The following is a 26,597-nucleotide window of genomic DNA, read 5'->3' as shown; positions in this document are numbered from 1 at the left end:
GGTCAGGCTTTTTTCTTGGTACGGCGGATCTCGGCGCGAACGCTGAGGGCGAGCGCGTCGGCGACGAGCGCCGCCTGCTCGGTCTGGTGACGGCTCATCAGCCCGGTCGCGGGCGAGGCCGCGGCGGCACGGCCGGCGTAGCGCGGCCGCATCCCCTTGTGCCCCGCCTCGTTCAGACTTTCCTCGATCAGCGATTCGACGAAGAACCAGGAACCGTTGTTGCGCGGTTCTTCCTGCGCCCACACCACCTCTTCGAGATTCGTCATCCGCTTGAGCCGAATGGCAAGCGCCTCGCCGGGGAAGGGATAAAGCTGTTCGATGCGCACGATGCTGACATCGTCGAGACCCGCGCTGTCGCGCGCTTCCATCAGGTCATAGGCGACCTTGCCCGAACAGAGCACCAGCCGCCGGATCTTGTCGTCGGCGGGCGGGGTCATGTCGGACTTGATCCGCATGAAATGGCTGTCGCCGAGGAATTCGTCGCGGCTGCTGACCGCGAGTTTGTGCCGCAGCAGCGACTTGGGCGTCATGATGATCAGCGGTTTGCGGAAGTCGCGCAGCATCTGGCGGCGCAGGACGTGGAAATAATTGGCCGGCGTCGTGATGTTGCAGACCTGGATGTTATCGCCCGCGCAAAGCTGAAGGAAGCGTTCGAGGCGCGCCGAGCTGTGCTCGGGCCCCTGCCCTTCGTAGCCGTGCGGCAACAGCAGGACGAGGCCGTTGGCGCGCAGCCACTTGGCTTCGCCGCTGGCGATGAACTGGTCGATCATGATCTGCGCGCCGTTGGCGAAATCGCCGAACTGCGCCTCCCACAGCACGAGGCTCTTCGGATCGGCCATCGCATAGCCATATTCGAAGCCGAGCACGCCATATTCGGACAGCGGGCTGTCGAGCACCTCGAAGCGGCCGTGCGGCAGCGTCTTCAGCGGCACATATTTGGCCTCGGTCGTCTGGTCGACCCAGACGGCGTGGCGCTGGCTGAAGGTGCCGCGTCCCGAATCCTGGCCCGACAGACGGACCTGATAGCCTTCGCTGAGCAAGGTGCCGAAGGCGAGCGCCTCGCCGGTCGCCCAGTCGAAATTCTCGCCGGTCTTGAACATCTCGGCGCGGCCTTCGATCACGCGGCGCAGCGTCTTGTGGGCGTCGAGGTCGTCGGGAATCGTCGTGATCGCGCGGCCGACCGCGTCGAACAGCTTGCGCTCGACCCCGGTTTCGACGTTGCGGCGGTTGCCGTCGTCGTCCTTGGGCGCATAAAGGCCCGTCCAGCGGCCGGCGAACCAGTCGGCCTTGTTCGGCTTGTAATCGGCGCCGAGCTTGAACTCGTCGTCGAGGTGAGCGATGAATTCGGCGCGATGCTGCGCGACGAATTCGCCGTCGATCACGCCTTCCTCGACCAGCCGCGCGGCGAACAATTCGCTGACCGGCGGATGCTTGCGGATCGTCTTGTACATCAGCGGCTGGGTGAACGACGGCTCGTCGCCCTCATTGTGGCCGAAGCGGCGATAGCACCACATGTCGATGACGATATCGCGCTTGAACTGCTGGCGGAAATCGATCGCAAGCTTGCAGGCGAAGGTCACCGCCTCCGGATCGTCGCCGTTGACGTGGAGGATCGGCGCCTGGACGCCCTTGGCGACATCCGACGGATAGGGCGACGATCTGGCAAAGGCAGGGCTCGTCGTGAAACCGATCTGGTTATTGACGATGAAATGGATGCAGCCGCCGGTGTTGTAGCCGGGCACCCCGGAAAAGCCGAGGCATTCCCATACGATTCCCTGCCCCGCAAAGGCGGCGTCGCCGTGGATCAGCACCGGCAGCACCTGCTCGTGCTTGGCCAGATCGTCGCGGTCGACCTGCTGCGCGCGTACCTTGCCGAGCACGACCGGATCGACCGCCTCGAGGTGCGAGGGGTTGGGAACAAGCGACATATGGACGCTGATCCCGTCGAACTCGCGGTCGGTCGAGGTGCCGAGGTGATATTTGACGTCGCCTGACCCGCCGACGTCGGTGGGGTTGGCGCTGCCGCCGTGGAATTCGTGGAAGATGACGCGATAGGGCTTGGCCATCACGTTCGCGAGCATGTTGAGCCGGCCGCGGTGCGCCATGCCGTACACGATCTCGCGCACGCCGTACTGGCCGCCATATTTGATGATCGCTTCCATCGCCGGGATCATCGCCTCGCCGCCGTCGAGCCCGAAGCGCTTGGTGCCGACATATTTCTTGGCCAGGAATTTTTCCCATTCCTCGGCGTCGATCACCTTCTTGAGGATCGCCTGCTTGCCCTCGGGGGTGAACTCGACATGCTTGTCGGCGCCCTCCATCCGGTCCTGCAGGAAACGCCGCTCCTCGACGTCGGCGATGTGCATATATTCGAGGCCGACATGCCCGCAGTAATTGGCCTGCAGGATCGCGACGATCTCGCGCACGCTCGCCTTTTCGAGGCCCAGCGTGCCGCCCAGATAGACGGGCCGGTCCTGGTCGGCGCCGACGAAGCCGTGATATTCGGGCGTCAGGTCGGCGGGCTGCTCACGCTTCGACAGGCCGAGCGGATCGAGATTGGCCGCGAGGTGACCGCGCACGCGATAGGTGCGGATCAGCATCATTGCGCGGATCGCCTCGTCGGCGGCGCGTTCGACCTCGGCATTCGAGAGCGGCGCGCCAGCCTTGGCGGCCGCGGCCTTCACCGCGATCTGCATCTGCTGCGGGTCGAGCGCCGCGGTCAGATCGTCGCTGTCGAGGACGGGCCAGTTCTTCGGCGCCCAGCTCGGGCCGGGCTGCACTTCGTCGATGTCAAAGCTCTGTCGTTCGAGGTTCATTGTCTGATTCCATTCTCGGGGAGGAATGGCGGAGGGGAGAGCCGTTTCCGTTACCAACGCCCGCCGGCCGCTTTGCGTTGCCGGCGGGCCCTGGCGATCACACGCGTTCCTTGAGCACCTCGGCCAGCGTCGTGCCCAGTTCGGACGGGCTGGCCGACACGGTGATGCCCGCCGCTTCCATCGCCGCGATCTTGCTTTCGGCGTCACCCTTGCCGCCCGACACGATCGCGCCGGCGTGGCCCATGCGACGGCCCGGAGGCGCGGTGCGGCCCGCGATGAAGCCGACCATCGGCTTCTTGCGGCCGCGCTTCGCCTCGTCGATCAGGAATTGCGCCGCCTGCTCCTCGGCGTCGCCGCCGATCTCGCCGATCATGATGATCGACTTGGTGGCGTCGTCCGCGAGGAAGAGTTCGAGCACGTCGATGAAATTGGTGCCGTTGACCGGGTCGCCGCCGATGCCGACCGCGGTGGTCTGGCCGAGCCCGACGTTCGAGGTCTGGAACACCGCTTCATAGGTCAGCGTGCCCGAGCGCGAGACGACGCCGACGCTGCCCTTCTTGAAGATCGAACCGGGCATGATCCCGATCTTGCATTCGTCGGGGGTCAGCACACCGGGGCAGTTCGGACCGATCAGTCGCGATTTCGAGCCCGACAGCGCACGCTTCACCTTGACCATGTCGAGCACCGGAATGCCTTCGGTGATGCAGACGATCAGCTCCATCTCGGCGTCGATCGCCTCGAGGATCGAGTCGGCGGCGAACGGCGGCGGGACATAGATGCAGCTCGCGGTCGCGCCGGTCGCGGCCTTGGCTTCCGCGACGGTGTTGAAATTCGGCAGGCCGATATGCGTCGTGCCGCCCTTGCCCGGCGTCACGCCGCCGACCATCTTGGTGCCATAGACAAGCGCCTGTTCGGTGTGGAAGGTGCCGGTGGCACCGGTCATCCCCTGGGTGATGACCTTGGTATTCTTGTCGATCAGGATAGACATAATTTGGTTCCGTTTCCCGTGCCCCCTGCGACGCAGAGGCCCATCTCCAGACATTGGTTCACCCGCAACCCTGTTTCGAGGGTGCGGGTGATCCTCCCCCGCGTTCGCGGGGGTACAGTAGCTTATGCGAGGCTCGAATCCAGATTCTTGCAAGCCTCGAGCAGTTCCTTGACCGCGTCGACCGAAACCTGCAGGCCCGCCTTGTCGGCACCGTCGAGTTCGATCTCGACGATCTTCTCGACGCCGCCCGCGCCGATCTGCACCGGCACGCCCACATACAGGCCATCGACGCCATATTCGCCGTCGACATAGGCGGCGCAGGGCAGGATGCGCTTCTGGTCGCCCAGATAGGCTTCGGCCATAGCGATGCCGCTCGCGGCCGGAGCGTAGAAGGCCGAACCGGTGCCGAGCAGCGCGACGATCTCGCCACCGCCGCCGCGGGTGCGCTTGACGATCGCGTCGATCTTCTCCTGCGTGGAGAGACCCATCTTGACGAGATCGGGGACGGGGATGCCGTTGACGGTCGAGTAGCGAACGACCGGCACCATCGTGTCGCCGTGACCGCCGAGAACGAAGGTGTTCACATCCTTGACCGACACGGCGAACTCGTCGGCGATGAAGTGGCTGAAGCGCGCCGAATCGAGCACGCCGGCCATGCCGACGACCTTATTGTGCGGAAGCCCCGAAAATTCACGCAGCGCCCAGACCATGGCGTCGAGCGGGTTGGTGATGCAGATGACGAAAGCGTCGGGAGCGTTGGCCTTGATGCCTTCGCCGACCGCCTTCATCACTTTCAAATTGATGCCGAGCAGGTCGTCGCGGCTCATGCCCGGCTTGCGGGCGACGCCGGCGGTGACGATGATGACGTCGGCGCCCGCGATATCCTTATAGTCGTTCGTGCCGGTGATCTTCGCGTCGAAACCCGCGATCGGGCCGACCTGCGACAGGTCGAGCGCCTTGCCCTGCGGCACGCCTTCGACCACGTCGAACAGGACGACGTCGCCGAGTTCCTTCTGCGCGGCGAGCAGCGCCAGCGTTCCGCCGATATTCCCGGCTCCGATCAAAGCGATCTTCTTGCGTCCCATGGCGCGCGGCACTCCCTTCTGGCAAGCCCGGCAAAGCTTCACGGGGCCGGCGGGGGCACGGGCCATTACCGCCCAGCCGGCCAAAGACTGGCGACGCCCCTACGCCGATTCCCTTAAGGAAACAACCACCAAAAGGCCGGAAATCCGCCTTTTTATGCAAATAGTTCGCAATAGCGATAAAACAAGAGGCGGCGGCCTCCCCGATATCCTTTGACGGCGTGAACGGCCGCCGTGAACGGCGCTTGCGTTCGCTTGCGCCCCGCGTAAGACGAATGACGGCCGGCATCGAAGGGCGCGACGAAAGCAGCCGGAACGAAGGAGACCGGTGAGATGAAAAAGCTGCTTGTCTCGATCGGCATCGCCGCCTCGGTCGGCCTTGCCGCACCCGTGCAGGCGGGCGAGAAGGGATGGGACGACGCCGGGTCGATCGCGCGCGACGCGCTGGTCGTCGCGGCCTTTGGCGTCCCGGCCGTGCAGGGCGACTGGGACGGTGTGCTCCAGGCGGGCGGCAGCCTCGGCGGCACGATGCTCGTCACCCAGGGGCTGAAAGAGGTTTTCCCATCGCGCCGCCCCGACGGCAGCGACGACAAGAGCTTTCCCTCGGGTCACACGTCGACCAGCTTTGCCGCCGCGGCGACGCTACACAACCGCTATGGCTGGGAAGCCGGGTTGCCCGCCTATGTCGTCGCGTCCTTCGTTGGCCTGAGCCGGGTCGAGGCGAAGCGGCATCGTGTCGGCGACGTGCTGGTCGGCGCCGCGATCGGCACCATAACGGGCCACCTGATCACGACCAAGGCGAACGATCGCGTCCACATCCTTCCTTGGGGGGACACCCAAGGCGGCGGGGTCGCGGTGACGATGCGCTTCTAGGGTCGCGGCGCTACGGAATCGCCGCGGGCGCGATTAACCCGTTTTTATCGTCGCGTTGCTACGCTTGCCCCATGACGAGGGCGATTGTCAGTTTCGACACCGAACTGTCTGCCGGGCTTCACCGGCGGGGCATCGACGCGCGCGCCAATTTCGACAGCTCGATCCTCGGCCGCTGCCGCGACGGCGATTTCGGCATCCATTTCCAGATGGACATGCTCGATCGCCACGATTTGACCGGCGTCTTCTTCGTCGATCCGATGCCCGCGCTCGTCTATGGTCCGAAGATCATTGCCGAGATCGTCCGCCCGATCGTCGCGCGCGGGCACGAGGTACAGCTTCATATCCATACCGAATGGCTGCGATTCGCCCGCTTCAACCCGGCCGGCAAGCTGACCGGCCGCAACATTGGCGATTTCCCGCTGTCGGCGCAGAAAAAGCTGATCGGCCTCGCGCGCGACATATTGGTGAGTGCCGGCGCGCCCGAGCCGATCGCCTTTCGCGCCGGCAATTTCGGCGCCAACGACGACACGCTGCGCGCGCTCGCCGCGCTCGGCTTTCGCTTCGACAGCAGCTTCAACGCCGCCTGGCACGGCCGGGGATGCGCGATCACGCTCGATCCCGGCAATATGGGGATGCGCTTTCACCACGGCGTGTGCGAAGTGCCGGTCAGCGGGTTGATGGACGGACCGGACAGCTTTCGCCCCGCGCAGCTTTGCGCGATGTCCCGGGAAGAGATGCGCGATGCGCTCGACCATGCGGCGGCGAGCGGCGCGATCCAGTTTTCGGCCTTCAGCCACAGTTTCGAGTTGCTGAGCCGCGACCGCCGCATCGCCAATCGCTTCGCCGTGACGCGGCTGGCCGCGCTGTGCGCGACGATCGCCGGCGATCCCCGGATCACCAGCGGGGGCTTCGACCGCCTGCCGCTGCCGCCGCAGCGGCCGGGGCGGATCGCGGCGGCCGAACCGCGCCCGCTGCGCACGCTGAAGCGCAAGATCAGCCAGGGCGTCGGCCATCTCGCGCACGAGGTGCGCTACGTCCGCAGCCTCGCCTATGTCGCGCTCAACAGTTCGCGCTCACGCTGGAGCAGGATCGTCGGCGGCATCATCCTGGCCGTGGCCTAGCGCCAGATAGTCGCCGGACTGCATTTCGGCGAGCCGGCTCGCGGTGCGCTCGAATTCGAAGGCACCGTCGCCCGCGACATAGAGGCTGTCGGGTTCTGCCGCGGCGCTCGCGAGCAGCTTGACCTTATATTCGTAGAGCGCGTCGATCAGCGTGACGAAGCGCGCCGCCTCGTTGCGGTTTTCCGGCCCCATGCGCGGGATGCCGACGATGATGACGCTATGGAAATGGCGCGCCACGGCCAGATAATCCGGCGCGCCGCGCGCTTCGCCGCACAGCCGCTTGAACGAGAAGACCGCGACGCCCTTCAGCGCCTTGGGCACGTGCAGCGTCCGCCCGCCGCCGACGTCGAGGTCGAGCGAGGGAACGTGCGCGCGGTCCTCGGGCGGATAGTCGGTGAGGCGGAAGAAAGCGGCCGACAGCGCCTCGGTCGCCGCCGCGTCGGCGGGAACGAACCAGCGCTTGCCGTCGCCCAGACGATGACGGCGATAGTCGGTCGGACCGTTGAGGCCCATCACGTCGAGCCGCGCCTCGATCAACGCGATGAAGGGCAGGAAATGCTCGCGGTTGAGCCCGTCCTTGTAGAGATCCTGCGGCGGCCGGTTCGACGTCGCGACCACCGTCACCCCGCGCTCGATCAGCGCGGTGAACAGGCGCGACAGGATCATCGCGTCGGCGCTGTTGTTCACCACCATCTCGTCGAAGGCGAGGCAGCGGACGTCGCGGGTCAGGGCCTCGGCGACAATGGGGATCGGGTCGCCCGCCTCCGCCTTGCGCACCTCGCGCATCCGCGCGTGGACGTCGAGCATGAAGGCGTGAAAATGCACGCGACGCTTCCGCTGGATGTGCAGCCGGTCGTAAAAGAGGTCCATCAGCATGGACTTGCCACGCCCGACCGCGCCCCACAGATAGACGCCGCGCGGCGAAGCGGGCTTGCGCCCGGCGATACGCCAGAGCAGGCTGCCGCGTGGGGGCGCCGCCTCAAGCACCTCCTGCAACTGGCTCAGCCGTGCCGCCGCGGTGCGCTGTTCGAGGTCGGCCTTGAGCTCGCCGGCGGCGACCAGCGCATCATAGACCGCAAGAACCGATGTCACGTCCGGCTTGCCTTCCGGATCGTTCCCGCAAAGCTCAGCACGATATGGGCGTCGCCTTCGCCCTGCACCACAAGGCCGCGCAGGAAGATGAGCCGGCCCGTCTCGCGCACCAGTTCGACGAGCGCGTCCATCGGCTCACCCACTCGCCCAGCGCCGACGAACTGGGTCGAAAGGTCGAGCGTCACCGAATGGCCGGCGTCGAGCGAGCCGAACTGATGCGAAGCGGCAAAGAGCGCGATATCGACGAGCGCGAGCGTCACTGCGCCATGGACGTTATCGCCAAGATTGCTGTGCTTGCGCTCGGGGAGCATCCGCACGCGGGCGCGCGGGCGGCCGTCGGACGTCGGCGGCTCCACGCGCACCGACAGCGGTTCGATGAAAGCGTTGAAGCGGCTGGGGTCCTTGAGATTCCAGCTTACCCAACCGTCGTCCAGCGACTCGGCGCTGAAATTATCGCGGCGCTTCGGCTCCTCGATACTGTCGTTCACGAATAGTCATCCGCCAAGGCGGAGCGGCACCGGCCCGCTCCCCCACCCGGCCTCCCATAGGTTACTATCGTCAGGGAGGCCGGGTGGGGGAGCGGGCCGGTGCCGCTCTTGGCGTCAGCCAACATCAAACCTGCCGCTCGGCCTCGAGCTTCTTGATCTCGGCGATCGCGCGCGCCGGGCTCAGCCCCTTGGGGCAGGCGTTGGCGCAGTTCATGATCGTGTGGCAGCGATAGAGGCGGAACGGGTCTTCCAGCTCATCGAGCCGCTCACCGGTATATTCGTCGCGGCTGTCGGCGAGCCAGCGATAGGCCTGAAGCAGGATCGCGGGGCCAAGGAACTTGTCGCTGTTCCACCAATAGCTCGGGCAGCTCGTCGAACAGCAGGCGCACAGGATGCACTCGTAAAGCCCGTCCAGCTTTTCGCGCTCTTCGGGCGATTGCAGCCGCTCCTTGCCGCTCGGGGTCGTCGTCTTGGTCTTCAGCCACGGTTCGATCGACGCATATTGCGCATAGAAATGGGTGAAGTCGGGAACCAGATCCTTGATGACCTCCATATGCGGCAACGGGGTGATCGTGATCTCGCCCTTCAGATCCTCGATCGCGGTCGTGCAGGCGAGGCCGTTCTTGCCGTTCATGTTCATCGAGCAGCTACCGCAGATGCCCTCGCGGCACGACCGGCGGAAGGTCAGCGTCGAATCCTGCTCGCTTTTCATCTTGATCAGCGCGTCGAGCACCATCGGACCGCATGCCTCGAGGTCGATCTCGAAGGTGTCGAAATACGGATTCTCTCCGCTGTCGGGGCTGTAGCGATAGACTTTGAACGCCTTGACCTTGCTCGCGCCCTCGGCCTTGTGGACCGTGCCGCCCTTCTGGATGCGGCTGTTCTTGGGCAGGCGGAATTCGGCCATGTCGCGGGCTCCCTTGTGCAATTGCGGGCTGCCTAGACCCGATGAACGGCAACGGCAAGGGGGTGAAAGCGCGAAAGCCGCTGGCGAGCGCGCGGGCAAGCCGCTAGGGGCGCTGCGATGAGCGAAGAGACCACCGCCGCCGCCGTCACCAGCCGCCACGTCGCGCGCGGACTGGGGACGACCGTGCTCGCGCGGCTCGGCGCGGTGGTCGAGATCGTCGCGCAGCCCCTCTATGTGCTGATGTTCGGGCTCGCCGGCTACGGCCTCTATGCGGTGCTGTGGGCGACGATCAACCTGCTCGAGAATATCTTCGACACCGGCATGACGAGCGCGATGCAGCGTACGGTGCCGCAATCGGCGACCGATGCCGACGCCGCTGCGGCGCTGCGCACCGCGATGCTGTTCGGCGTCGGCCCGTGCCTGGTCGTCGCGGCGGTGATCGCGGGCTTCGCCGCCGACCTCGCGCCCTTGCTCAACGTCGCCGACAAGGACCGGCCGCTCGTCGTCCCGGCAATCCAGCTTTTCGTCTGGGCGCTGCCGCTCTGGGCCTTCGTCGAGATCGCGACCTCGGCGATGCGCGCGCGCATGGTGTTCGGGGCCGAGATCCGCCTGCGCATCGTCTGGGAACAGATCCTGCGACTGGTCTTCGCGGGACTGTTCTTTGCCGGCGGCCTCGGGCTCAAGGGGCTGTTCATCGCGCATCTCTGCTCGCTCGCCGTCACTGCCTTCCTCTGCGTCCGGCTGCTCGCGCGCTATTACAGCTTCGCCGACCTCTGGCGCGGTCCATGGGGGAGCGATACCGCGCGCAATACCTTCTGGGCCGGTCTGTCGATCTTGCCGTCGAACATCATCGCACGGCTGTTCGGCGATGCACCGGCACTGATCCTGAACCTGCTGCTTCCCGACGCGTCGGGCGCGGCCGCGGCGGGCCTCTTCACGATCGCACGCAAGCTGTCGAGCGTCGTCCAGCTCGTCCGCATCGCCTTCGTCTATGTTCTCGCGCCGCTCGCAGCCAGCGCCGAGCGCGCCGATCGTGCGCAGGTCGCCAACATCTATGCCTATGCGACGCGGCTGATCCTTGCGATCGCCCTGCCGCTCGCTGCGGTGCTGGCCGCGGGCAGCGCTTCGCTGCTCGGCCTGTTCGGCCACCAGGCGCAGATCGCTCAGGGCGCCCTCGTCATCCTGCTCTTCGCGCGCGCGCTCGAGGCGGTGCTCGGCATCTCGCTCCCGGTGCTGCAAGTCGTCGCGGCCTTCCGCGACCAGCTCACCGCGAGCTTCGTCGGCGTGGTCGTCGCGGTCAGTGCCGGCTGGCTGATCGTCGGCCATATGGATGCGCTGACCGGCGTCACGCTTGCCATGTCGATCGGGCTCGTCGTGATGGCGGGCATCCCGATGCTCCAGCTCGCGACTGGCGAGCGCCTCCATCCCTTCGACCGGCAGTTTCCGAAGGTCGCGCTGATCGGTATCGGCATCACCCTCGCCGCCGGCCTGCTCGCGTTGGGGGTCAGCCGCCTGCCCGACGCGGTCGCGCTGCCGCTGATCGCGCTGATCGCCGTGGGCGCGATCTGGCTGTCGCTGCGCTTCGCCCTGCCGCACGCCGACCGCGCGTCGCTCGGCAAGACGGCGCGGCGGCTGCGGCTCGTTTGACCTCGGTCTTATTTTCGCCGCAATATCTGCTAGAGGGGTCGCCACTTTTTACGCCGCGCAGGGTCCGACCCCGGCGGCCAACAGGCGGAACTCGATGTATCAGCAAGAACTCGCCCGCAGCGGCAAGCGCCTCTTCTTCATTCGCGGCACCTATATCTACATCACCATCGCGATTTCGGTGCTGATTGCATGGTGCAGCAAGGATTGGGGTCCGTTCAGCAGCGCGAGCGGCGACTGCGCCTGGTTCTGGCTGTCGCTCGGCGTCGCGAGCGCGGGCGCGATCGTCCGCGTCTTCACCAGCGGCTGGGCCGCGCTCGGCACCTCCGGCCGCGCCAAGGTCGCCGCCGAGGCGAGCGAACTCAACACCACCGGCCCATACAGCCTGGTGCGCAATCCGCTCTATGTCGGGCGCATCCTCAACTTCACCGGCCTTGCGATGCTGTCGGGAAGCTGGGTGTTCGGCGCGATCGTCTTCCTGCTCGCGATCCTGATCTACGAACGCATCTCGATCTATGAGGAAGAATTTCTGCGCGAAAAGTTCGGCGCCGCGCACGCCGAATGGGCGAAGGACGTCCCGGCGCTGCTGCCGCGCCTGCACGGCTGGGTGAAGCCCAAATATCCCTTCTGGTGGAAGCGGATGATCTGGCGCGAGCAGAACAAGCTGTTCCTGCTTGCCACCACCGTCTTCCTGACCTGGTTCGCGCGGCTCGATTTCAACTTCGACGCGCTGACCCCGGTGCAGTGGAACTGGGTCTATGCCTTCGCCGCGCTCGTCGTCGTCCGCTTCTTCATCGGCGGATTGAAGATGGTCGGCTTCTTCAAGGAATTGAGCTGAGCGCATGGGGAGCGAGCTCGCTCCCCTGATCGCAGTCGTCGGCAGCGACGGGTCGGGCAAGTCGACCCTATCGGCCGACCTGCTCGCCCATATCCAGCAGACCCGCCGCGCCGAGGCCGGCTACCTCGGCCTCGGGTCGGGCGAGCAGGGGCGCCGGATCGGACGCTGGCCGATCGTCGGACCGCCGCTCCACCGCTGGCTCGACGGCATCGCCGACCGGCTGCGCGATCCGGGCGAACCGATCCCCGGCCTGTTCGCGGCGCGTTATGCCCTGCGCCGGTCGCGGCGACGCCGCGCGAAGTTCGACGCGCTGGTCGCGCAGCGCCGCGCCGGCATCACCGTCGTCACCGACCGCTATCCGCAGCTCGAAGTACCCGGCCTCCACGACGGACCGATCCTCGCGGGCCGGGCGACCACACTGCGCCTCGCCGCGATCCAGGCGGAGGAAGGCGCGCTCTATGCCGAAATGGCATCCCATGTTCCGACGCTGGTCATCCGCTTGCATGTCGACATCGACACGGTGATGGCGCGCAAGCCCGACCACGACCGCGCGCTGATCGCGCGCAAGGTCGAGACGGTGCCACTGCTGGCGATGGGCGGGGCGCCGATCGTCGATATCGACGCGACGATTCCCTATGAAGAGGAACTGGCGCTGGCGACGGCGGCGGTGGACAAGGCGTTGGCCGAAGCCTGATCCGATCAGCCTAGAGCGGCAAGCCGTAAATCTGTATCACCCTTTTTTCCGTTCGTGCTGAGCTTGTCGAAGCACCGTCCTTCTTCTTGCGGCGCCTGAAGCAAAGAACGGCCCTTCGACAAGCTCAGGGCGAACGGGGATGGGGCATGCCGATTTAACGCACGCCGCTCTAACGACTTCTTTGCTCGAAAATCTTCTCGATCAGTTCGATATCGACGGGCTTGTCGGCGTCGATGCACGCCTCGGCCTCCGACATCGGCACCACCTTGGCCTTCAATCCGAAGCGCAACCCCGCGCGCGCGACGCCCTGATGGATGGTAATTAATCGCAGCACCGCCGCGAGCAGCAGCGCCGGGCCGAAAGCGGCGATGATCTTCAGCCCCTTCTTGCGGTCGCGTTCGATCCGGCCCCAGAAATCGAGCAGCGGCAGCACCCGCCGCCCGCGCAGGCGGAACAGATTGGCCCCCGACCACCAGCCGCCGCGGAACCTGAGCCAGGTGCGCTTCGATTCGGGATAGCGGGCGAGCAGCACGCCCCGTTCGACCATCGCGACAGCGACGTCGCTGTCCGCGGCGCCGGTCAGAAACTCGGCGATCATCGACGGCGTGAGCAGCACATTGTCGGCGGTGGTCACCAGTAGCGGCGCATCGCCCACGGGCAGCGCGGCGGCGAGCGAAGCGCTGATCCCCTGTCCCGAATCCGCGAAATGCAGGTCGGCGAAGCCGCCCAGCGCGGGTTCGGCCGCAAGCGCGGCACTGTCCTGCGCGAGGATGGTGATCGGCCCGATGTGGGGCGAGGCGCGCAGCGCCGCCACGACATGGGCGAGCATCGGCCGCCCCGCGACCGGCAGCAGCGCCTTGGTCGCGACGCCGGTGCCCGCAAGCAGCGGGTCGGGTCCGGGCCGGCTGCCGGCCATGACGATGGCGGGAATCCGAGCGGGGATCGGGCCGGTCATTGCGCCGCGGCCTCGAACGGCGACACCCGGCGCGCGGTCACCCCGCGCAGGAAATCGCTCGCTTCATCGAGCACTGGCCCCTTGGACCGGAAGGGAGTCGCGAGCGCCATGACGATGCCCTTGTGACCCATGTCCCGATAGATGCGAAGGCTTGCCGAACCGCCCGCCGCCTCGATCGCCGCGGCCAGATTCTGGCTGTTGCGCGGGCGCACCACCGTGTCGCCGTCGCCCGTCGCGAGCCACAGCGGCGGCGCGTCGCCGCGCGCGAAGGCGATGGGCTGCGTCCGCTCGGCCGGACGGATCTTGCCCATCGCCTTGTCGGCATGGCCGCCCTTTTCCATCGGCAGGAAATCATAGGGGCCGGCGAGTCCGACGACGCCGCGGATCACCGCCGGGTCGCTCCCCGCGCCGCGCAGCCATTGGGGATCGAGCGCGAGCATCGCCGCATTATAGGCGCCCGCGGAATGGCCCATCAGTGCGATGCGGTCGGGGTCGCCGCCGAGGGTCGCGACATGGCCCCTCGCCCACGCGACCGCGGCGGCGCCGTCCTGCAGGAAATCGGGCCAATGCGCGCGCGGCACCAGCCGATAGTCGGGAACGACCGCCACGAACCCCTCGTTCGCCAGCGCCCGTCCCACGAAGCCATAGCTCCCTCGGTCGCCGCTGTCCCAGCCGCCGCCGTGGAAGAAGACGACCACCGGCAGCCGATCGTCCGCGCGTGCCGCTTCGGGCACCCAGATGTCGAGCGACTGGCGCGGGCCATGGCCATAGGGCTGATCCTGGAGCAGCAGCCGCGCGCCCCGGCCGCCAAGCAGCCGGTCGGCCATGTCGAGCGACTTGGCGCCGCCCGCGGCGACCCGCTTCGCGCCGCCGCCGAGCAGCAGGACGAGCAGGCCGATGAAGAGGAGAATCTTGAGCAACCGCCGCCATTCCTTGCTTGCGCGCCGAGGCGCCCTACAGGTCCGCGCGGCGGCGGACAAGCGCCGTCACCTTTTGCGTCCTCGTGCGTATGCAGGACATGACCGCCATCGCCCGCCCCGCCCTCGTCTGCAACAGCCAGAGCGGCAGCCACGACGAAACGCTGCGCGAGACGATCGCCGGGCATTGCCGCGCTGCCGGCGCGCCGCTCGCGGCGACCTTCGCGCTGCCCGAGGCCGACCTGCCCGATGCCGCTGCGCTGACCGAAGCGGGCATCGACGCGCTGCTGGTGTGGACCGGCGACGGCACGATCAACGCCGCGGCGGGCAAGGCGGCGGGGTGGGACGGCGCGATCCTGCCGCTGCCTGGCGGCACGCTCAATCTGCTGTCGAAGGCGCTGCACGGCGACCGGCCGGCCGAGGATATATTGGCCGACGCACTCGCGGGTCGCGGCCGGCGCCTGCATCCGCCGATCGTCCGCTGCGACGCGGGCGATGCCTATATCACCATCGTCGCCGGCCCCGCGACGCGCTGGGCCGAGGTGCGCGAGACGCTGCGCCAGGATGGGCTGATCGAGGCGAGTCAGGAGGCGCCCGAGGCGCTGTCCGCGATGCTCGACGCACCGGGCGTGCGCATCGCGCCCGACGGCAGCGGCTATCAGGCGGTCATCCTCACCCCCACCGCGCGCGGCGTCCGCGCCGACGGCGTCCTGACCGAATCGGCGACCGACGTGCTGCGCCACGGCCTCGCCTGGCTCGGCGGCGATTTCCGCGACGGCCCGAGCGAGACGATCACGACCGCCGCGATGCTGACGCTCGAAAGCGCACAGCCGATCGGGCTGGAACTCGACGGCGAGATGGCCGAGCTCGGCCGGCGCGCGAAATTCTGGGGCGATGTCAGCAAGGTCGCGTTCCTTTCGACGGCATGACCACGCTCTTCCACATCAGCGACCTGCACTTCGGGCTGGAAGACCCGGCGGCGCTCGCCTGGGTGGCCGACTGCGTGCGGCGCGAGGCGCCCGCCGCGGTGCTCGTCACCGGCGACCTGACGATGCGCGCGCGGTCGCGCGAATTCGCCGCCGCCTGCGACTGGATCGGCGCGCTCGACGTGCCGGTGACGGTCGAGGTCGGCAATCACGACCTGCCCTATTTCAACCTCGTCGAGCGTTTCCTCGATCCCTATCGGCGGATTCGCGGGATCGAGGCGCTGCTCGAACGCGAGCTCGACCTGCCGGGGCTCGCTATCGTGCCGCTCAAGACCACGGCGCGCGCGCAGTGGCGGATCGACTGGTCGAAGGGCCGCGTGGCGCCGAAGGCGTTGGCAAGGACCCTCGCCGCGATCGACGCGCAGCCGCGCGACACGCAGATCCTCGTCACCGCGCATCATCCGCTCGTCGAGGTCGGGACCAGGGGCCGCGCGCTGACCCGCGGCGGCGCGCAAGCCCTGCGCGAACTGGCGGCGCGCGGTGTCGCGGCGGTGCTCAGCGGCCATGTCCACGACGCCTTCGACCTTGTCGAACAGACCGCGGCCGGGCCCATCCGCATGATCGGCGCGGGCACGCTGTCGCGGCGGCTGCGCTCGACCCCGCCGAGCTTCAACGCGCTGCACGTCGATCCGGCGGCGGGCACGGTCGACGTCACCGTCCGCAACCTTGCCGCGGTTCCAACCCCCGACATGCAGATCCACGATATCCCGCCCGACGCGCTGCCGCCGCGCGAGGCCGGCGAGCCGGTCGCGCCGGTGCAGGCCGTACCCCCGGTCGATCCGCCCGTGCATTGACGCGGGCGCCCATCCCGTTAGGTTGCAAGAAAAAACGGGATGAGGGACGATGCTGACAAAAGGCGACGATTATCCGCTGCACCAGACAAGCGAGCCGGTGGCCTTCGCGGGGACCGACCGCAATTTCTACGACCGCTATTTCTTCAACGGCACCAGCCCCGACGGGTCGGTCTTCTTCGCCTCGGCGATGGGATTCTATCCCCAGCTCGGCATCGTCGACGCGAGCTTCTGCGTCATCGTCGATGGCGTGCAGCATAATCTGCGCGCGAGCCGGCGTTCGGGGGGCGAGCGGCTCAACCTGACCGTCGGCCCGATCGCGTTCGCGATCGACGCGCCGCTGGAAAAAGTGACGCTGCACATCGCGGCGGAGGGCGGCCCGCTGGCCGGCGAACTCACCTTCACCGGCCGCCATTTCCCGATCGAGGAACCGCGCTTCGTCCGCCGCAACGGCACCCGCCTGTTCATGGACTATACGCGCATGACGCAGAACGGCCGCTGGGCCGGCTGGCTGTCGGTCGACAGCGAGCGCATCGCGGTCGGCACCGACTGGACCGGCACGCGCGACCGAAGCTGGGGCATCCGCCCGGTGGGCGCGAGCGAGCCGCAACCGCCGCCGGAGGGAAATTTCAATCAATTCTTCTGGCTATGGACGCCCTGCAATTTCGCCGATCACTCGCTCTTCTTCCACAGCAACGACGATGGCGAAGGCCATGCCTGGAATCGGCGGGCCGTCATCGTCGGCGACGGCGGAGCGGAGCAGCATTTCGACGCCGCGACCTTTGCCGTCCAATGGGCGGCGGGAACGCGGCGCATCGCGCGGCTCGACGCCGAGCTCGGCAGCGGCCGTAGCCTGAGGCTGATCCCCTCCGGGCCGGTCTTCGCGATGAGCGGGCTCGGCTATACTCATCCGGTCTGGGGCCATGGCCTCGACCATGGCCCCGACCTCGCGGTGGGGCACGACAGCCTGTCGGAGGCCGAGCGCGGCTGGGGCAATCCGCTTGCGATGCACATCCAGGCGCTGGTGACTGCCGAACTGACCGATGGCAGCGCGGTCCATCGCGGCATCGGCGTGCTCGAGCAATTGTTCGTCGGCCCGCACGCGCCGACCGGCCTTTCGGGCCTGATGGACCCGGCGCGATGAGCTTTCCGACGGCGCCGGAGACGATGACCCCGGCCTGGCTCGCGGACAAGCTCGGGCGGTCCGCCGGAGCGCTCCGCGGCTTCACCGCGGCGAAGGTCGGTACCGGCCAGATGTGCGACAGCTTTCGCCTCGCGCTCGACTGGGCCGAGGGCGTCGACGCGCCCGCGACCGTCGTCGCCAAATGCCCGAGCCACGACGAGGCGAGCCGCAACATCGCGGCGCTGACCGGCACCTATGTCAAGGAGGTAAACTGGTATCGCGAACTGGCGGCGGGCAGCGGCGTCGCGGCACCGCATTGCCATCACGCCGAAATCGCGGCGAACGACGTCGATTTCGTCCTGCTGCTCTCCGACCTCGCACCGGCGCGGCAGGGCGATCAGCTCGCGGGGCTTGGGCTGGACGGGCTCGCGCCGTGCATCGACGCGGCGGCGGGGCTCCACGCGCTGCTGTGGAACGACGCGCGGCTCGATGCGCTGCCCTGGCTCGCACGCGACAGCGGCGCCATCGTCCGCGCGCTGTTTCCGCAGCTCTATCTCGGCTTTCGCGAGCGCTACGCCGCGCGGCTTGCGCCCGAGGTGCTCGACCTCGGGGCGGGACTGGTCGAGCGGCTCGACGCCTGGCTGACGCGCGAACCCGCGGCGCGCACGATCGTCCACGGCGACCTCAGGATCGACAATATCCTCTTCGCCCCCGACAGCGCGCGTTGCTGGCTCGTCGACTGGCAGACGCTCGGGCGCGGCAGCGGCGCGACCGACCTCGCCTATCTGATCGGCACCAGCATCGCCAACCCGGCCGAGCGCGCCGCCGCCGACCGCCCCGCATTCGACCGCTGGCTCGCCGCGCTCCGCGCCCGTGGCATCGCCCCCGACGCGGCCGCGCTGTGGACCGACTATCGCATCGGCGCGCTCAGCGGCTATTTCATGGCCGTCTTCGCCTCGATGAACGTCGAACGCACGGCGCGCGGCGACGAGATGTTCGCGGTGATGGCCGAACGCCCGGCGCGCCAAGCGTTGGCGTTGGGGAGTCTGGATTTACTTTAGCCGGATGAAGCATGCCGGGAAACGGCCGTTATACGACGATCGGCGCTTTATAACCTTGTCATTCCCGCGAAGGCGGGAATCCAGAGCGTGCGTCGGCTGACCCCACACTGGATTCCCGCCTTCGCGGGAATGACGAAGCTGGGGTATGGCCGCTCCCCACCCCAAAGTCGCCGTTCGCTGGCCGTTTCCGCATGAAAAAGGGCGGCCCGTCGCCGGACCGCCCTTTCCTTCTCCACCCGTCGGCGGAAAAAGCCTTTAACGCTTCGATAACTTAAATTATGAGTTATCGCGTTGAATTATAAAGATTAAACAAAAATAACGCAAATCTGCTGCATATCTGTTGCGGGCAAATTCATAGCTAAGTTATTAAAATCAATATTGAAACTTGGCAAGCATAAATACGATATGAGATTCTACGAATTTGCCACCACCAAACCCAAGAAACCAAAGAAGCCGCTGACACCTGAGCAATCCGTTGTCGCCGCCCGCAAGCGCGATGTGGATCAGGCCAAACAGGCTTTGGATCGGACGAAGGATCAGCAGAAGCGGCGCAGGGAATTCGAGAGGGCGATCAAGGCGTCCTATATCTTCAAACTGCAAAACCGCTGATCGCAAACCATTCCATCAACGCCAGCCTCAAGTCATTTACTATGTAGATAATTCCTGACGCCTTGGCTTGGTCTGTAACACGGCAAACAAGCGCCAAAGGCCGCCCCAATCTCATCACGCGGCGTTGCCGCTCGTCGTCTGAGATCGAAAATTCAATCCCGAAGGGCTGAGCAATGGACGCAGAAGGGAAGCATCTGCAGATGCGTGCCGTCGCGGCCAATTGCTATCTCGCGCCAAGGGCCGACAGGCCATTGGGGGGAGATATTGATGTCTGCATCTACTGGCCTTGCTCAGACCGCGCTCCTCGCAAGTCCAGAAAACGCCGACGCCGCTACCCCATCCAGTTCGCTTCGCTCCGCTCACGACTGGATGGATTGCTCTGCGTCGGTTTTCGGCTTTTCGCGCATCTGACAGGCGTAACGAAAATCATCTTATAATAGAATATTATCGTTACATTCCATCAGGCTGCCGCGTTACTCCCACCCCCAGAACGCCCTATTTTCAGACGCCCCGTATAAATAGAAATGGGCGGCGAGCTTTTCCGTGCTTTTGTCAGATAATGTTCTGTTCGCCGCCCCAATCGGAACATCGGATCAGACAGAGCGCGGAAAACAAGGCCCAGACAAAGGGCAGTCAGACACGGAAAACGAAGGAGAACATTTATCGGATGAAAACACGAATATACTATGTTTCTGCGCCCGCAGGATCGGGCAAAACACATCGGCTGGAACAATATGCAGCCACGATGGCGAGCAGCGGAAAACGCAAAATCCTCATCGCTCAGCCGACCAAGGAATTGATCCAGCAGACAGCTAACCGGATCAGCAATCTTTATCCCGGCGTTGCCGTCCACACCATCTATTCCAGTTCATCAGGCGATAGCGTGCTGCCGCGCATTGAACGCCACATGGCCCATGCGGAGCGTGCCAAGGGGCAAGTGCTGCTCATCACGCATGAAGCGCTAAAACGCCTGCCGCCCGCGCACCGCATTCATTGGGACTTGATCGTCGACGAAATCCCAGCCGTGTTCGGCTGTATTCCGCTCAAGATCGTGGACACTCACCGTTACCTCACCGATCATCTGGCGCTGGAAGACCTCGCCGCCGGGATCAGCGCGGTAAAAATTGCGGACGGGCATGAGGCCGATGTCGAAGCGCTCAAGCGCAATGACAGCGACGATGAGCTGCTGGAACATTTCCAGCGCATCGCCACTCATCTTCTCGATGACAATCGCACCGTCATGGTCGAAACCGCAGCCTATCTGGATTTGATCGAAGGCCGAAAGACCATCGGGGAAGTCAATTTCTTCTCCCTGCTCCGTTCGGAGTTCGTGGCAGATTTTGAGTCCGTCACCTTTATGGGCGCCAATGCGCTCGAAACCGAATTATTCATCCTATGGGATGCGCTGGACGATGTGGAATTTCGGCAGCACCCCATATTGTCCAAGGGGCTTCGCTATGACCGGCATCAGAATGGCAATCGCCTGACCGTCCATTATCTGTTCGAGCAACAATGGTCGATCAGCCGCTCACTAAAAGTGGGGAACGAGATGGGGCCGACCCTGCTGGAAAGCGTCGGCATTTATATCGAGAGATTTTTCAGCGGTCAGCGCTTCCTGTGGGTTGCCAACAAGTCGGCCGATATGTGGATGTTCAACCAGAATGATCGCCTGCCCCCTGTCAGTCACGGGCTGAACAAGCCGCACTTCATGAATTGCCACGCGGTCGCCAGCACCATCGCGCTCGTCCATGACAATGCCAGCGCGAAATTCCTGGGGATGCTGGGGCTGACCAAGCAGCAAATCCGCACCATCATCTGTTACCAGAGCGAATATCAGGCCATTATGCGCTGCTCGCTGCGCGATTCCGAAGCCATTGCGCCGGTCACAATCATCGTTCCCAGTCAAGATAGCGCCGAATGGATCGCCAGCAAGTTTGACGGCTGTTTGGTCAGCAAGCTCGATACAGGGCTGGATTGGGAAGCACGTAAGGCTGGCCGTCCCAGAGCCGTGCGGGCCATGTCAGGTGCGGAGAGGGCTAGAAAGTGCCGCGAACGAAAGAAGCTGAAAGCAGCCTGATCGATCTTGGCTGGAAACGACCCAATTGTCGTCATTGGATTCTTCCGTGCCCTCTGGAACCTGTCGTTCGTTCAATTCCCGTCGGACGGCTACGCAGATCGCCAACCATATGCCGGTTCCGGTGCTCAAAATCCCGAAGACCCGCGGACGATTTCAATCAGGCGACGGAACTCAGTGTCATCGCGGTTCGATTTCCACATATTGATGAACTTGCAAACGATCTGAAGATTGCCTGGTACATAATGTCCTTGGCTGTCGATGCGATCTAACGAGCAACATAGCTGGTGGTCGTCGCCGTCCCTGAATTGCAACGTCAGGCCCGTGATGGCGCACAAACCCTCTTGGGCTTCGTAGAGGTCGGCGATGTAGGCCGCGAGTTCGTCCCGATTTGCAAACCCAAAATCCTTATTCTTGACGTTCCGCATCTCCTTCTGGCCGTTAGCTTTTAGCGCCGTATCCCATGCGACATTTGCCATGTTGAAAAAGGCGATCTGCATTGCGCTGAATGTTCGAACCGGCTGCTTTCGCGAACCGGCCTCCGTCTTCGCTTTCCATTCAGCGCGACCGTGCCACGGGCTAAGGTCACCGCCCTCGATCAGAGTAAGGGCATATCCCGCATAATCGTCGCTAAGCTTTTGGAGGGTTGCTTCCGTCACCAGAAAGTCTGGAGCCTTCGGGTGCAGCCCCTTCCATTCTATCGGCTCGCCCTTCCGGTTCATGTTCGACCACGGCTGTGCGGGTTTCCGGTAATAATAGACGTTTGGCGGTCCATCGGGATTGGGCTTGAGGTCGGGGCCAGGCTCAATGATCGGTAAGCCATCAGTCGTGACGGTCCACCACAGATGTTTGCCATCTTGATGAAGCCACATGTCGCCGCTGCTCTCGGTGACGATGGAGCCTAAGTTGAACCAGCGGCCAGCGACTGGACGGGTCGGAGCAATGCCTTTCATGGTTTTCAGGTTCGCAACGCAGAAATCTATATATCCCTTTCGGTCACCATCTCTCCAGAGGTCGTGGACCCTTTCGTCCTGCATCGTCACGATCTCATGGCGAGCGAGACAGTCCGGCCACGCGTAATTTTCGCGTCCGAAGTTGGCGATATAAACCTTCATCTCGTCCTTCCCACTCCGCAAGGCGCTCAAAAACCCACGAAAATAGACATATCTATTGAGGGCATTGCGGTTCCATCCGTAACATTTATAGCAGCGCTTCAAGTGTCACATGTTGACAGGGAGGGAAACATGGCTCGCTTGGCTGTCAACCCGGATATCCGGCCTGAACCAAGAATGGTTCATGTACGGCTCGACCCTGCACTTCATCGGAGAATGCGGATGGTCGTCGCGGCAGAAGACACCACAGTCCAAGATTGGCTAGCCCGCGTAGTAGCTGATGCAGTGGCCGACCGTTGGTCGAATGTAACCGATGTTGAAGGGGCGGCGTGATGGCAACCAACGCTGAGCTTCCGCTCGCTCAAGCTCGGCCAGTTGCCGTTATCGTGCAGCAAGGCAGACTACTCGATTTCATCGACGGCCTGACCCAACGAAACGAAACGCCTGAGGAATATGTTAGGCAAGAAATCGCAAAATCCCTCGTTCGCGAGTATCAATACGCGAAAGCCGAAATAGCGGTCGAGTGTACCCTGGCCGTTGGATCGCGGAAGCCGCGGGCGGATTTGGTGGTATTTGAACCGGGGCAGCCCCACAAACAGGAGCGAGCCCGGATCATCGTCGAATGTAAATCTCAGAAAATAAGGTCGAACGACCGCAAGGACGGCGTAGGCCAGTTACAAAGCTATATGGCTGCGTGCCCCAATGTTCTTTACGGCATGTGGACGAACGGCTTAGAGCGGTTCTGCTATAAGCGGGTCGACACTGACGGACAAATTGAATTCGCCGAAATCCCCGACCTGCCTACCAAGGGCCGTTCCGAGGACGAGGCCGAGCGCCCACGCTTTGATCAGCTCAAGGCGGCGTCATCGGACGCATTGTTGTTCGCTTTTCGACGCTGCCATAATTACATTGCTGGTAACCAGGGCCTGCAGAAGCCGGAAGCATTTTGGGAACTGTTGAAGCTAATTTTCTGCAAAATTCACGATGAACGAAACTCAGACGAAGTGCAGTTCTTCGCTACCTCAGTTGAGCGCCACAGCCTCAATGGCCAAATTAAAGCGAAACAGCGCATCAGCGGCCTTTTTGATGAGGTAAAGGCCGAGTACAATACGATTTTTCGCGACAATGAGGCCATCGACCTGAATGGCGAAGTGCTCACGTACATCGTCAGCCAGCTTCAAATGTATTCGCTTCTGGAAAGCGATATCGACGTGAAAGGTCGGGCCTACGAAGAGATCGTGGGTTCGAACCTCCGTGGAGATCGCGGCGAATTCTTCACGCCGCGAAACATCTGCAAGATGGCCGTGCAGATGCTTGATCCCGGTGAAAAGCAATTAATCATCGATCCGGCATGTGGAACGGGCGGCTTCCTGATCACGGCAATGAACCATGTAATTGAAAAGATCAGAGCGGCAGAAACCGAAAAGTGGGGCGGAAACCTGAGCCGGGCCGAAGAGGCTATTCGGTCGCGAGTGGCGAAGTATGCCCAGGGCTGCATCGTTGGCACTGATCTCAATCCAAACTTGGTCAAGGCGGCCAAGATGAACATGGTCATGAACAACGATGGGGCCGGGGGCCTGTATCAGGCCAACGCGCTGCAGTCGCCGGCGCGCTGGGAAGATGCTCTTCGCAACCGGCAAATCATTGGGCAGATCGATTTGCTTTTTACGAACCCGCCATTTGGTTCGAAAATTCCCATTGACGATCCCGCAATTCTCGAAGCTTACGATCTCGGTCATGCGTGGAGCTACGATGCTGGGGCTGACACCTGGTCAATGCAGACGGGAATACAAAAATCCCAGCCCCCAGAAATCCTCTTCATTGAGAGGTGTATCAAGCTTTTGAAGCCGGGCACTGGTCGGTGCGCGATGGTGTTGCCTGACGGCATTCTTGGGTCGCCTGGTTTGGGCTATGTTCGGGAGTGGATACTCAAACACACTCGTGTGCTTGCGAGCATTGATCTGCACGCAGATACGTTCCAGCCACATGTCTCGGTCCAGACCAGCGTCTTAGTGCTCCAACGAAAAACACCGGAGGAAATTGCCGTAGAAGCAGCCGCTGGCCGCTTTAATGATTACCAGGTTTTCATGGCTGTTGCCAATCACATTGGGCACGATAAGCGGGGCAATGTCACCTACGTCCGTGACCGGCAGGGCAACGAGATAGTCGAAGAGATCGAAGAACACGCCATCGAATATCAGGATGGCCAAAAAGTGTTAAAGCGACAGCGAACGCAGAAGAAGGTGATTGACGACAACACTCTCCAAATTGCTCAGGCGTTCCGGTCATGGCTATCAGAGCAAGATTAAGCGCCCCGAAGGTCGAGAGATCAGAATGGGCCTTTCATCAAGTTAAGGCCCATTCACTCCCAGCGTCGATGATGTTTGGCGCTGATCGGCGAATGGAGGCGGGGACGTACCTCGCCGCAGGTTTCGCTACGCGTCAAGCCATCGCGGCTAAATTAGAGGGCTGGGTTGCGCTTCATGAAATTGCCAATGTCAGCCAGCCCAACCGCCTCAAGGGTATCCTTGTCGATTCAGACTATGGTGTTCCTTTTTTGGCGGCGACGCAGGTTTTCGACATCGAGCCGACACCGAGGAAATGGCTATCGCGCAATAAGACCCCGAACATTCAAAGCTTTTACGTCGAGCAGGGTACAATCCTTTTGACCCGATCCGGGACCGTAGGACGGTCAATCGTGTCGCAGAAAAAGCACGAAAATGTTATCATCTCGGACGATCTCCTTCGTATCCGGCTAACTAACCCAAACGATAAGGGGTGGCTTTTTGCGTACCTCAGATCTCCATCTGTCATGGCAATGCTGCAATCCGCGCACTACGGTCATGTTATTAAGCACCTAGAAGTGTCCCACGTTAATGCATTGCCGGTAGTGACAATATCGGACGAACTGAAATCGAAATTCTGTGAGGACGTTGCCTCCATCGTGGACATGCGGGAAGAAGCCGACCGGCTCGTTGCCTCCTTCCGGAAAATGCTGAGTGATAGATTTCACCTCGACCAAATTGAGGTGAAGGGCGTACACCATTCGACGGCAAGCCTTTCGGCCTTGGCAGGAAGGCGGCGCAGATTTGAAGCAAGCTACCATTCATACCGCGCCCAGTCGTTGGTTCAGGCGCTCGCTCTGAACTCCGTGAAAATGGACCGGCTGGGAGATGTGACCGAGAGAGTTTGGTGGATGACGCGCTTCAGTCGGAACTTTGGTGACACAGGCGTTCCTTACATGAGCTCCGATGATTTATTCTCTTTAAGCCAACCCGAAACCAAGAAAATCTTCACGGATCCCATTCCCAATTACAGCGATTTCTTCGTGAAGCAGGGGTGGCTGCTAATGGCATGTTCAGGTCAGACCTACGGCCTGAACGGTAGCGTTACACTAGCCACCAAGCACGACGAGAGTTTCTTTTTTACCCACGACCTGATCCGGATATCGCCAAATTCTGATCGAATAAGATCGGGATATTTGTACGCCTTTTTATCTCACCCGGATATTGGACAGCTACTCGCCAAACGCGCAGCTTACGGCTCGTCGATCCCTCATATCGATCCGACCGACGTCGAAGAGATACCTCTCGCTCGCCTCCCGCATGACATTGAAAACAATATTGCGGATATGGCTGAAAGAGCCTCGCAACTGCGCGCCGACGCCGCTGAGCTGGAGCGCGAGACCGTCAGTCGCGCCGAAGCCATTATCAACGCATTCCTCTCAAGGTAGAGACCAAGCAAAACCAATGCCCTGATAATGTTCCTTTTGGAAAATTGAGCTGACACATCAGATGACTGAAACGAGGCGCATAGCCGCCGGAACGGGTTGCGCAACCTCCCACTAACCGTCTCAAACTTGCCATTTAGACATTGAGCAAGCGATAGACGCTCTGCCTGTTGATCCCCATCTGTCTTGCGATAGCAGATGGACCAAGCCCCGCATCTTTGAGATCGTGGAGCATGGCAAGGTCAATGTTGGGCTTCCTGCCTTTATAGGTTCCGCTCGCCTTGGCCTTAGCGATCCCCTCGCGTTGCCGCTCCTTGCGTAGGTCGTTCTCGAACTCTGCTACCGCGCCCAAGATCGCGAGCGTCAATTTTCCTGTGCTGGTGCCGGTATCAATGGACTGGTGCAGGCATTGAAACGCAACGCCCTTGGCGGTCAGCGTATCGAGCATCTGGAACAGGTCGGACAGCGAACGGGCGAAGCGATCCAATCTGCTGACCACGATCATATCGCCCTCGCGCACGAAGCCGAGCATTTCCGTCAGGCCGGGGCGATCCCTGTTGGTGCCTGTCGCCTTGTCCTCGAAGATGCGTTCGCATCCATGTTTGGCAAGTTCGTCCTGCTGGACGGCCAAGCTTTGCCCGGTGGTGCTGACGCGCGCATATCCGACAATCATGTTTCCTCGTCACTTTTGGGTTT

23 protein-coding genes are annotated in these 26,597 nt (G+C 63.4%); 13 read left to right on the top strand and 10 right to left on the bottom strand.

Annotated elements, in window-relative coordinates; all coding sequences use genetic code 11:
• Positions 1–2: 2 nt before the first annotated feature.
• The 3 genes from FHR21_RS02840 to mdh all read right to left on the bottom strand — a co-directional run bounded on the left by FHR21_RS02840 (position 3) and on the right by mdh (position 4,889).
• Complete coding sequence (locus FHR21_RS02840) at positions 3–2,816, bottom strand: 2-oxoglutarate dehydrogenase E1 component (protein WP_184095081.1); 2,814 nt, start codon at positions 2,814–2,816, stop codon at positions 3–5.
• A 97-nt stretch (positions 2,817–2,913) separates the two neighbouring features.
• Positions 2,914–3,804 carry a succinate--CoA ligase subunit alpha gene (gene sucD, locus FHR21_RS02835; RefSeq protein ID WP_184095079.1) on the bottom strand — a complete coding sequence of 297 codons (891 nt, stop codon included), beginning with the start codon at positions 3,802–3,804 and terminating at the stop codon, positions 2,914–2,916.
• Between the two features lie 122 nt (positions 3,805–3,926).
• A complete protein-coding gene (gene mdh / locus FHR21_RS02830) occupies positions 3,927–4,889 on the bottom strand; it encodes a malate dehydrogenase (RefSeq protein WP_184095077.1) in 963 nt (320 codons plus the stop codon).
• A 330-nt stretch (positions 4,890–5,219) separates the two neighbouring features.
• On the opposite strand from mdh, the gene FHR21_RS02825 reads away from it, so the two are divergent.
• Both FHR21_RS02825 and FHR21_RS02820 read left to right on the top strand, forming a co-directional pair.
• On the top strand, positions 5,220–5,759 hold the full coding sequence (locus FHR21_RS02825) for a phosphatase PAP2 family protein (RefSeq protein WP_184095075.1): 540 nt from the start codon (positions 5,220–5,222) through the stop codon (positions 5,757–5,759).
• A gap of 71 nt (positions 5,760–5,830) precedes the next feature.
• A complete protein-coding gene (locus tag FHR21_RS02820) occupies positions 5,831–6,880 on the top strand; it encodes a polysaccharide deacetylase family protein (RefSeq protein WP_184095073.1) in 1,050 nt (349 codons plus the stop codon).
• Here the strand turns inward: FHR21_RS02820 and zapE are convergent.
• The 3 genes from zapE to FHR21_RS02805 form a co-directional block, all read right to left on the bottom strand.
• A complete protein-coding gene (zapE, locus tag FHR21_RS02815) occupies positions 6,833–7,972 on the bottom strand; it encodes a cell division protein ZapE (protein WP_184095071.1) in 1,140 nt (379 codons plus the stop codon). The genes FHR21_RS02820 and zapE overlap by 48 nt on opposite strands.
• Complete coding sequence (locus FHR21_RS02810; RefSeq protein ID WP_184095069.1) at positions 7,969–8,460, bottom strand: hotdog domain-containing protein; 492 nt, start codon at positions 8,458–8,460, stop codon at positions 7,969–7,971. Before FHR21_RS02810 ends, zapE begins: the two co-directional genes overlap by 4 nt.
• A 124-nt stretch (positions 8,461–8,584) precedes the next feature.
• Entirely contained in the window at positions 8,585–9,367 is a 783-nt protein-coding gene (locus FHR21_RS02805; protein ID WP_184095067.1) for a succinate dehydrogenase iron-sulfur subunit, read from the bottom strand.
• 117 nt (positions 9,368–9,484) lie between these two features.
• Here FHR21_RS02805 and FHR21_RS02800 point away from each other — a divergent pair, with 117 nt between their 5' ends.
• From FHR21_RS02800 to FHR21_RS02790, 3 genes are all read left to right on the top strand, one after another.
• The gene (locus FHR21_RS02800; RefSeq protein WP_184095065.1) at positions 9,485–11,014 is read left to right on the top strand and encodes a lipopolysaccharide biosynthesis protein; all 1,530 of its coding nucleotides are present in this window, start codon (positions 9,485–9,487) and stop codon (positions 11,012–11,014) included.
• Positions 11,015–11,108: 94 nt separating this feature from the next.
• Complete coding sequence (locus FHR21_RS02795; RefSeq protein WP_184095063.1) at positions 11,109–11,849, top strand: methyltransferase family protein; 741 nt, start codon at positions 11,109–11,111, stop codon at positions 11,847–11,849.
• A 4-nt stretch (positions 11,850–11,853) separates the two neighbouring features.
• A complete protein-coding gene (locus FHR21_RS02790; protein WP_184095061.1) occupies positions 11,854–12,543 on the top strand; it encodes a hypothetical protein in 690 nt (229 codons plus the stop codon).
• Between the two features lie 169 nt (positions 12,544–12,712).
• Here the strand turns inward: FHR21_RS02790 and FHR21_RS02785 are convergent, their stop codons facing one another.
• Positions 12,713–13,498 (bottom strand): nucleotidyltransferase family protein, encoded by a 786-nt coding sequence (locus FHR21_RS02785; protein WP_184095059.1) that lies wholly within the window; start codon positions 13,496–13,498, stop codon positions 12,713–12,715.
• Entirely contained in the window at positions 13,495–14,418 is a 924-nt protein-coding gene (locus tag FHR21_RS02780; RefSeq protein ID WP_184095058.1) for an alpha/beta hydrolase, read from the bottom strand. The genes FHR21_RS02785 and FHR21_RS02780 overlap by 4 nt, the downstream gene beginning before the upstream one ends.
• 89 nt (positions 14,419–14,507) lie before the next feature.
• On the opposite strand from FHR21_RS02780, the gene FHR21_RS02775 reads away from it, so the two are divergent.
• From FHR21_RS02775 to FHR21_RS02750, 6 genes are all read left to right on the top strand, one after another.
• Positions 14,508–15,344, top strand: coding sequence for a diacylglycerol/lipid kinase family protein (locus FHR21_RS02775; RefSeq protein ID WP_246426999.1), 837 nt, complete (start codon positions 14,508–14,510; stop codon positions 15,342–15,344).
• Positions 15,341–16,195 (top strand): metallophosphoesterase family protein, encoded by an 855-nt coding sequence (locus FHR21_RS02770; RefSeq protein ID WP_184095056.1) that lies wholly within the window; start codon positions 15,341–15,343, stop codon positions 16,193–16,195. Before FHR21_RS02775 ends, FHR21_RS02770 begins: the two co-directional genes overlap by 4 nt.
• A 49-nt stretch (positions 16,196–16,244) precedes the next feature.
• Entirely contained in the window at positions 16,245–17,336 is a 1,092-nt protein-coding gene (locus FHR21_RS02765) for an Rv3169 family protein (protein WP_184095054.1), read from the top strand.
• Positions 17,333–18,376, top strand: a complete 1,044-nt coding sequence (locus FHR21_RS02760; RefSeq protein WP_184095052.1) for a phosphotransferase family protein — start codon at positions 17,333–17,335, stop codon at positions 18,374–18,376. Before FHR21_RS02765 ends, FHR21_RS02760 begins: the two co-directional genes overlap by 4 nt.
• Positions 18,377–18,781: 405 nt before the next feature.
• Positions 18,782–18,985 (top strand): hypothetical protein, encoded by a 204-nt coding sequence (locus FHR21_RS02755; RefSeq protein WP_184095050.1) that lies wholly within the window; start codon positions 18,782–18,784, stop codon positions 18,983–18,985.
• 559 nt (positions 18,986–19,544) lie between these two features.
• A complete protein-coding gene (locus FHR21_RS02750) occupies positions 19,545–21,062 on the top strand; it encodes a DEAD/DEAH box helicase family protein (protein WP_276569236.1) in 1,518 nt (505 codons plus the stop codon).
• Positions 21,063–21,187: 125 nt separating this feature from the next.
• On the opposite strand, the gene FHR21_RS02745 is transcribed toward FHR21_RS02750, so the two are convergent.
• The gene (locus FHR21_RS02745; RefSeq protein ID WP_184095046.1) at positions 21,188–22,174 is read right to left on the bottom strand and encodes a hypothetical protein; all 987 of its coding nucleotides are present in this window, start codon (positions 22,172–22,174) and stop codon (positions 21,188–21,190) included.
• Positions 22,175–22,503: 329 nt separating this feature from the next.
• Here FHR21_RS02745 and FHR21_RS02740 point away from each other — a divergent pair, with 329 nt between their 5' ends.
• Both FHR21_RS02740 and FHR21_RS02735 read left to right on the top strand, forming a co-directional pair.
• Positions 22,504–24,480 (top strand): type I restriction-modification system subunit M, encoded by a 1,977-nt coding sequence (locus tag FHR21_RS02740; RefSeq protein ID WP_184095044.1) that lies wholly within the window; start codon positions 22,504–22,506, stop codon positions 24,478–24,480.
• 68 nt (positions 24,481–24,548) lie between these two features.
• Positions 24,549–25,904 carry a restriction endonuclease subunit S domain-containing protein gene (locus tag FHR21_RS02735; protein WP_184095042.1) on the top strand — a complete coding sequence of 452 codons (1,356 nt, stop codon included), beginning with the start codon at positions 24,549–24,551 and terminating at the stop codon, positions 25,902–25,904.
• Between the two features lie 133 nt (positions 25,905–26,037).
• Here FHR21_RS02735 and FHR21_RS02730 read toward each other — a convergent pair whose 3' ends face one another.
• On the bottom strand, positions 26,038–26,574 hold the full coding sequence (locus FHR21_RS02730) for a recombinase family protein (protein WP_184095040.1): 537 nt from the start codon (positions 26,572–26,574) through the stop codon (positions 26,038–26,040).
• Between the last annotated feature and the right edge of the window lie 23 nt (positions 26,575–26,597).

It is taken from the genome of Sphingopyxis panaciterrulae, assembly GCF_014199295.1.
GTDB classification, from domain to species: domain Bacteria; phylum Pseudomonadota; class Alphaproteobacteria; order Sphingomonadales; family Sphingomonadaceae; genus Sphingopyxis; species Sphingopyxis panaciterrulae.
This window is presented reverse-complemented; position numbering and strand designations above follow the sequence as displayed.